We start from the raw sequence: 7,525 nt of genomic DNA, 5'->3' as shown, positions 1-7,525 counted from the left end.
ATACACCCGCGAAAATGGGAACGCAAGAAAAATCGTCTCCGAATTTCCGCGGTAGAAATAATTCTAGAGATTGCGCCCGACGAGGACGCGAGGCGCTACAAGCGCAAGAAGCGCTGGCAGTAATTTCGCCGCGCCTCGTTCGGCGTCAGTCCAACCGGCGGATCATCTGGATCGACGCCGACACGGCGAGTTCGAGCGAGCGCTCGTCGATATTCTCCGGCGTATCCGTGTGCCAGTGGTAGTTGGGCGGATAGTCGTCTTCGTCGAGGCCGATCAGCGAAATCGCCTTGATGCCCGCGTGCACGAAGGGCAACGCGTCGGACGCGCCCGAGCGGATCGTGTACGGAATCAAACGCTCGAAGCCCGGTTTGCGCGCGACGTATTTCGCCGCGGCGACGAGCTCGGGATCGAAGGGATACACGCACAGCAAGCCCTCGCCGAGGCAGTAGCGAATGTCGCCGCCGCCCACGCCGTCGAGGTTGATGGCGTACGTATTCTCGCGATTCACCCCCGCGAAGATGCGCTTCACGGTCGTGCCCGAGCCCATCACCATCGTCTCTTCCGCGCCGAACGACAGGACGACGAGATTTGTGTCAGGCGGAAGATCGTCGCGGAGCCGTCGCGCGATCTCGATCGAGGCCGCCACGCCCGAGGCGTTGTCGCTCGCGCCGCCGCCGAATCCTTTTTTGTACATCGTCATGTGCCCGAACGCGGCGATCGCGCACACGATAACACCCACGACTTCGAATCCCTGCGTGAAGACACACGAGTGACCGAGCGCGCGTAGCACCGCCGAGAGCAGGACGAGCGCCATGCCCCCGAAGATGAGCACGTACTGCGGCATGGGCGCGCCGAGCTTCTGTTTCCAGAACCGTTGCTGCGCCTTGAGCTTCGCGGGCTCGAAGATCCACTTCGAGGTCTGCCCCGCGTCGTGGTGACCCGAGAGGATGATGGTGCGTTTCGCGTTGTCGGGTCCGACGCGGCCGATGACGTGGCGCGACGAGCCCTTGCGGGTCAGGCGGCGAAGCCAGTACCAGCGCAACGTCGCGTCGCCGTAAAAGCTGAGCATCACAAACACGAGGCCGACGATCGACAGCACGGGACAGCAGTGCGCGACGAGCCCGAAGAGGATCGCGAGCACGAAGTGGAGCGAGTACGCGACGTGGAAGTCCGGGTGGACGGTGAACTCGTGAAACCTCGGCGCGAAGCCCTCTTTTTCCATCACGTCGTAAACAAACGCCGACGCGGCGCGCTCCGATTCGGTGCATGCGCCGCGCTGCGGATTTGCGTAAATTCCCCGGATCGTATCCATCATCGTCATGTGTGCGCTCCCCCAGCGAGAGCGCGCACATTACGCCCGGCGATCGGCGCGAACAAGTCGGAACGAAAGGCTCCCGTTTACAGCGTCGGACCGTACAGGTAGTCCGTGTTCGCCGCGCCCTGATGGCAGTTGATGCAAAGTCCGATACGTCCTCCGGGTTCGGGTTCGCCGGTCGGGTTGCCGTCGGCGTCGAGCTGTTCGTAGTACCAGTCGTTGTTTTCGGGATCGTACCCGGCCGACTTCTTGACCATCAAAACGAAGGCGTCGCGCGCCGCGTCGCCATCCAGATCCTCTTCCTTGATGGCCGTCGTTCCCTCGGGGGCCTCGAAGCACGCTTCACCGACGAGATCCTGGATGTTCGTCGAGTACCAGATCCGCACGTCGCCGTGAGGACCGGTCCCGGTGATGAAGTCGTCCGAGAGCGCGAAAAATGCCCCCGAGGTGGCGAAATCCTCGGCGAACCCGCCCGGTCCGGCCTCATCGGCGGTCGCGGGATCCTCGCATTCCTCGGGTTTCGCGGTCGCATCGTCATCGTCGTCATCGCCGCCGTCCCCGCATCCGAATGCGATGACTCCGAGCAACCAGGCTGTCGAGACAAACAGGGCCACGCTGTGGCGTCGAAAACGCATCGTTCGAACCTCGCTGAGTTGTTGCGAAGACATACGACGGACCGTGGTCTCGCGTTACCCAAGCGAGAAGATTTGTACGCGTTGCTCGAACGTGGAGAAAAATCTTTCAAAAACAGAAACGCCTATTCGGCTAGGCGAGCGGATCCCAGCGCCTCGCGCCCGGCCCGGGGCGAACGCGATAGAAACGGCCTTGCCGATCGGTTTCGCGCATGTACTGTGCGCCGATGGCCTCGACGCGTTCTTCCGACACCTCGCCGTGGAAGATGCCGATCGCGCATCCGCCGAACCCCGCGCCCACGAGCCGCGCGCCGAGCGCGCCCCCCGAATGCGTCATCGCGCGGACCATCGCGTCGAGCTCCGGGCACGAAACCTCATAGTGGTCGCGCAGCGAATCGTGCGACGCGCCGAGCAACACGCCGAGCGCGCCGAAGTCGCCCGCGCCGAGCGCCTTGACGAAAAGATCCACGCGGGCGTTTTCGGCCACCACGTGGAGGGCGCGGTTATAGAGCACCGGATCGATCGCGCGCTTGCGTCGCTCCAACATCTCCCACGTCACGTCGCGCAGGCTCGACACGGGTTCGCCTTGCGCGGCGAGCGCATTGGCCGCGGCGCGGCACTCGCCGATGCGCGCGGCGTAGCGGCCATCCGTGAGGCGGCGCACGACCCCGGTGTGACCGACGAGCAGGCGCAGATCACCCGGCACGGCCACGTCCGTCGTATCGAGCGTGCGACAATCGAGGCGCAGGGCGTGGCCTTCGCGGCACGCGGCGCTCGCCATCTGATCGAGAATTCCGCAGGGCACACCGAAGTAATCGTTTTCCACGGCGCGAGCGATGCGCGCGGTCTCGCGCGGTTCGAGATCGATCTTGGCCAACGCGAAGATCGCCGTGACGAGCGACACGAGGAACGCGGCGGACGACGAGAGCCCCGCCTCGACCGGTACGTCGCCCGCGACGAAAACGCGCAGACCGGGTATCGACGCGCCCGCCCGCGCCAGTTCGACGAGGACGCCCTTGACGGCGTCGTGCCACGCGCCTTCGCGGCGGCGGTCGTCGATGCGAAACACACCGCCGGCCGGAAACTCGCGCGAGAGCACCTGGACCTGGCCGTCGTCGGCATCGGACGCGATGGTGGAAATGCCAAGGTGAATGGCAACCGGAAGGACCAGACCGTCGTTGTAGTCGGTGTGTTCGCCGATCAAATTCACGCGGCCGGGAGCCCAGGCGGCTGTTCGAGGTTTGCGTCCGAACGCGTGCTCGAAAGCTTCGACCGCCGTCAACATCGTCATGGGCAACGCCCCATTTCAAGCAAGTCGATCTTATCAGGCCGCGCCGCCACGTCAATTGCGACATGCGTATCGAAATATTGAGGCACCTCCCAAGGTCAAGCGGCGGACGGGCTTGCCGTCGGGAAGGCATACATGAGCCCATCGCCCGATGATCGAACGGGATCCGAGTATCGACAAAGCGCCCGTTGGAGTGTGATTTCGTGATTGGATTCACGGACGTCTTTGCCTATACTCGCGGCCCGGCGCGATGAATTGTCATGCGGAGATGGGCGATGCGTTCGGGGAAATGGGTGTGTCTCGCGTGCGTGCCGGCGGCGTGCGCGTTCGCGGCGGGTTGCGTGGGGGGCGACTCGTCCCCGGAGTCGGACGACGACCTTTCGGCAGGCGCGGGATCTGACGACGACTCGGCGAACGACGACGACATCGACGATGAATTAATGGGGGCCGAAATTCGGCGACTTTCTCGTTGATCGGTGCGTCGAGGCCGCGTCTTCGCTGATTCTCGCGGGCTCGCCGCCGATCATCCCCGAGCCGCCACTGCCGCGCTATCCGTGGCCCGACCTGTTGCCCGATGGATACGAGCGTGCCGAAAACGTCGGCGCGATCGTGGAGCAGCCCGCCGCCACGTATCGCCGCTTCGAGACGATGACGTTTTCGTGGGCGGGTGCGTTTGGCGGCGCGCCCTCGCCGCGCGTGGCGTTGGAGCGCGAGACGGATCGCGGCTTCGAACCCGTACTGCGCGCTGACGGTCGGCCGCTCACCGATGCGTCGTTCGAGACCGTGCTCGAAGACGCGCCCGATCCCGACTACGACGCGCACCGATTTCCCGCCCCGCGCACGCACCGCATGACAATTCGCTGGGAGCTCACCGCCGATGCATATGGAAACACGAACGGGGAGGATTCGGAGGGGGCTCCCATGTCTCCCTGAACGCAGTGAAGGGTCTGGCGGCGCATCGCAATCAGATTCCTCGCTTTGCTCGGAATGAACAGATGAAACGCACCCGATAGCCGGCGGCAAGGATCATCTCCAAGCTGCAATGGCTCATGGGTCGTTGAACCGGCGCAATTCCCCGCATGGACTATTACGGGTTACTTCCGCGTGCCGGTGTGGACTTGGCCGCGCTCAGATAAACCCCTCGTCCTCCTCCTCGACTTCCGACCCGGGTTCCTCCCCGTCAGGCTTCGGTACGAGGCCGGTTTCGCGCAGCAGTCGTTCGCTCACGCGGGTGATGCGGGCCGAGGGGCGTTTCGGGTTGTATTTGAGCGGCTGCGGGATGGACGCGATCAGTGTTGCGGCCTGCGTGGGGGAAAGGTTCGCCGCGCCGACGCCGTAATAGTGGCGCGCCGCGGCCTCGATGCCAAACACGCCGTCGCCGAATTCGATCACGTTCAGATACAGTTCCATAATGCGGTCTTTTTCGAGCGACATTTCCAGGCGCGCCGCGAGCACCGCTTCGAGCCCCTTGCGCAGCCAGCTTCGCTTCGGCGACAGCCACAGATTTTTCGCGAGCTGCTGCGTGATCGTCGATCCGCCGCGTACGATTTTTCCACGCCGCTCGTTGGCGCGCAGGGCCTTTTCGATTGCGTCGAAATCGAACCCGTGGTGCTTGTAAAAATTCGCGTCCTCCGCGGCGACGGCCATTTTCGACAGGTAGCGCGGCAGATCGGCGAGACGCACCGGCGTGTAGCGAAGCGTGAACTCGCGGTCAGCGCCCGCGGCTTGATGCTCGCGGTAGAGCATGAAACGCGTTGCCGCGGGCTGGTGCGTTTTGAGGATCGCCATCGACGGACACAGAATAAAGCTAGCCGCAAAAGGGGAGAGAGCGGCAAGGGCGAGGGTCCACAGGAACGCGCGCAGCCAAGAGCGGCGGCGCCGAGGCGGAAACATCGAAGGAAACTGCGACAGGTCGTCATGCATTCGGTGGATTCCAGCGCAAAACCCGGCCGAGGGCGGCCGGGCCACACTCCTCAAGCCCAAGCCTCAACCCCAAGCCCCAAGCCCCAAGTCTCAAGTCTCACGCCACAAGCCGCACGCCTTCCATCACGCGTCCCAGCATCTCGCCGAGCAGGTCAATGTCTTCCGCCGTCACCGAAAGATTCGGACGCAGTCGGATCGAGTTGGTCCCCGCGCCGAGCAGCAGCAGGCCCTCGTTTTCGCGCGCGGCGGCGACGAGGCGCGCCTTGTCCTCCGGTCGGCGCAGCGAAAAGCCCTGATAGATGCCCATGCCGCGCACGTTGAAAACGAGATCCGCGTATTTCGCCGCGAGCGCGTCCAGTGCGCCGCGCAACCGAGCGGATTTTTCCGGCACCTGCTCGATCAGGCGCTCCTCGCGCACGATCTCCATCTCGCGCACGAAACGCACCATGTCGGCCAGCGTTCCGCCCCAGGTGGAATCGAGCACATTGCGGTCCAGCATGGGGTGGTTCATGTACACCACGCCGCAGCCGAGTTTTTTGCCCGACGCCACGGCCTGCGGCGGATGCGGCAGATCGAACTGATCAATCGCGAAAAACGTCCCTGTCTGCCCGCCCGCGGTCTGCACTTCGTCGAAACCGAGACTCACGCCGTGCGTGTGCGCGAGTTCGGAAAGGCCGCGAAAGAATTCGGGCGAAGCCGTGCGATGGCCGCCCGCGCCCTGGATCGGTTCGACGATGATGCCCATGATCTCGTCGGCAAAGCGGCGCAGCGCTTCTTCCACGAGGTCGAGCGAATCGCGCGTGCGGCGCTCGTTTAACTCGATGGACTCGGAAGAATCCCACGCGGGAAACGGAATCTGGATATTGCCCTCGACGATGCCGTGAAAATCCTTCGTGACGATCGGGTCGTGATCGAGGCGCGTGACGTGGAGCGCGAATACCGTGCGCCCGTGAAATGCCTGGTCGAAGTAGAGGAATCGCCGCCGCGCGTTGGACTTCCCGGCGTCGCGCGACTTTTGCGCGTGGAGATTGATGAAATATTTCATCATGTTCTCCACCGCTTCCGCGCCGGAGTTGACGGTGTAAACCTCCAGATCCGGATTTCGCATGCACACCGGCGCGAGCGCGTGCAGTTCGCGGTAATAGGCGAGGCACTCGGGCGTGAGGAAATCGGGGTTGGCCGTCTTGTTGTTCGCCGCGATAGCGAGGCGGCGCAGGTAGTCGGGCTTGGAGAGGCCGGGGTGGTTGTGGCCGATGAGCTTCGCGCCGAAATATCCCATCCAGTCGAAGAGCCGGTCGCCGTCCACGGTGACGAGCCACATGCCGTCGCAGCGTGGCAGATCGAGCACAAAGGGATAGGGATCGGCGACGACGTAGCGGCGCAGTTCCTCGATCATCGCGGCACTTTTCGGACCCGGCAGACGCATGAAACGGCCCCGATTTCCCGGCGACGTGACCCCGTCGCCGGCGCGGCGCAAGATCGTCCCGCCTTCGCGGGGCGTCAAGGGGCACGAAGGGAAACGCGCGTCAGAACTCCAACCCGATTGTCAACAGACCGTATGGGCTTTGATAACGGTGTTCGGGGCCGCCGCTCACGTTTCGGCTGAAGAAACGCCAGTCGGTCTCGAACGGCGAACCGGAGTACCCCACCACGAGCCCGAGGAAGCCGCTTTTCTCGTCGCGCGGGCCGGTGAAATGCCAGCGTGCGTAGAGCTTTCCGTCGACGACAAATGCGACACCGTCGATGCTGCCGGAACCGTTTGACGCGCCGAGCACGTCGCGGGCCGATGAGTCATCCTTCGCGCGGTAGACGTATTGCATGGTCGCCGTTCCCCCGCCGAAGCGCGGCCCGATGTCGAAGCGGCCGAACCGCCACGCGTAGCCGAACACAACGAGCGTCGTCGAGTCCCACCACTCCACGTCGGCGTCGTCGCCCCGCGCCGAGCCCGCCGCGTACATCAGGTCGAGTCCGAAGCCGTATCCCGACGGGCGCTCCATGTATCCCATGAGACCGAACGAGGGTATCGCCCCGTTCGGTTCGGGCACATCGCCGGGAAGAATGTCGCCCATGTTGGGCAGCGCGCGGTGAGAAACGCCTCCGGCGAAGGCGATCGATCGGATCCACGCGGAATCGGCCGACGCCTTGGCGGCATGAGTCACGGCAACGAGAACGATGAACGCGGCAATGAGGCAGTGGGTTCGCGGCGGGGTCATGCGGTACTCCTTTTCGCGACGCAATATCTTCGCCCGATCGCAACGAGATCGAAAAGCACAGCGGGCGCGAGATAATGTAATCTTTCAAACACAATCGGGAATCCCTTTTGACGGAACTAAATTGGAGGTCTATGGTGATTTATTCGTGACTTGC

General features: G+C 63.9%; 8 protein-coding genes. 2 read left to right on the top strand and 6 right to left on the bottom strand.

Going from position 1 to position 7,525, the window contains the following annotated elements; translation table 11 throughout:
* Positions 1–145: 145 nt before the first annotated feature.
* The 3 genes from IT350_13770 to galK form a co-directional block, all read right to left on the bottom strand.
* Positions 146–1,321, bottom strand: coding sequence for a M20/M25/M40 family metallo-hydrolase (locus IT350_13770; protein ID MCC6159111.1), 1,176 nt, complete (start codon positions 1,319–1,321; stop codon positions 146–148).
* Positions 1,322–1,398: 77 nt separating this feature from the next.
* Positions 1,399–1,950, bottom strand: coding sequence for a hypothetical protein (locus IT350_13765; protein ID MCC6159110.1), 552 nt, complete (start codon positions 1,948–1,950; stop codon positions 1,399–1,401).
* A 130-nt stretch (positions 1,951–2,080) separates the two neighbouring features.
* A complete protein-coding gene (galK, locus tag IT350_13760) occupies positions 2,081–3,238 on the bottom strand; it encodes a galactokinase (GenBank protein ID MCC6159109.1) in 1,158 nt (385 codons plus the stop codon).
* Positions 3,239–3,510: 272 nt separating this feature from the next.
* Here galK and IT350_13755 point away from each other — a divergent pair, with 272 nt between their 5' ends.
* Both IT350_13755 and IT350_13750 read left to right on the top strand, forming a co-directional pair.
* A complete protein-coding gene (locus tag IT350_13755) occupies positions 3,511–3,708 on the top strand; it encodes a hypothetical protein (GenBank protein MCC6159108.1) in 198 nt (65 codons plus the stop codon).
* A 94-nt stretch (positions 3,709–3,802) separates the two neighbouring features.
* A complete protein-coding gene (locus tag IT350_13750; protein MCC6159107.1) occupies positions 3,803–4,168 on the top strand; it encodes a hypothetical protein in 366 nt (121 codons plus the stop codon).
* A gap of 195 nt (positions 4,169–4,363) precedes the next feature.
* Here IT350_13750 and mtgA read toward each other — a convergent pair whose 3' ends face one another.
* The 3 genes from mtgA to IT350_13735 form a co-directional block, all read right to left on the bottom strand.
* Positions 4,364–5,128: a monofunctional biosynthetic peptidoglycan transglycosylase gene (gene mtgA, locus IT350_13745; protein MCC6159106.1), complete on the bottom strand. Its 765-nt coding sequence runs from the start codon at positions 5,126–5,128 to the stop codon at positions 4,364–4,366.
* Positions 5,129–5,255: 127 nt separating this feature from the next.
* The gene (locus IT350_13740) at positions 5,256–6,584 is read right to left on the bottom strand and encodes an aminotransferase class III-fold pyridoxal phosphate-dependent enzyme (GenBank protein ID MCC6159105.1); all 1,329 of its coding nucleotides are present in this window, start codon (positions 6,582–6,584) and stop codon (positions 5,256–5,258) included.
* A 100-nt stretch (positions 6,585–6,684) separates the two neighbouring features.
* Positions 6,685–7,371, bottom strand: coding sequence for a hypothetical protein (locus tag IT350_13735; protein MCC6159104.1), 687 nt, complete (start codon positions 7,369–7,371; stop codon positions 6,685–6,687).
* Positions 7,372–7,525 lie beyond the last annotated feature (154 nt).

The sequence above is a fragment of the Deltaproteobacteria bacterium genome, from assembly GCA_020845895.1.
GTDB lineage: Bacteria > Lernaellota > Lernaellaia > JACKCT01 > JACKCT01 > JADLEX01.
The sequence above is the reverse complement of the archived record's forward strand: the minus strand, read 5'-3'. Positions and strand labels throughout refer to the sequence as shown.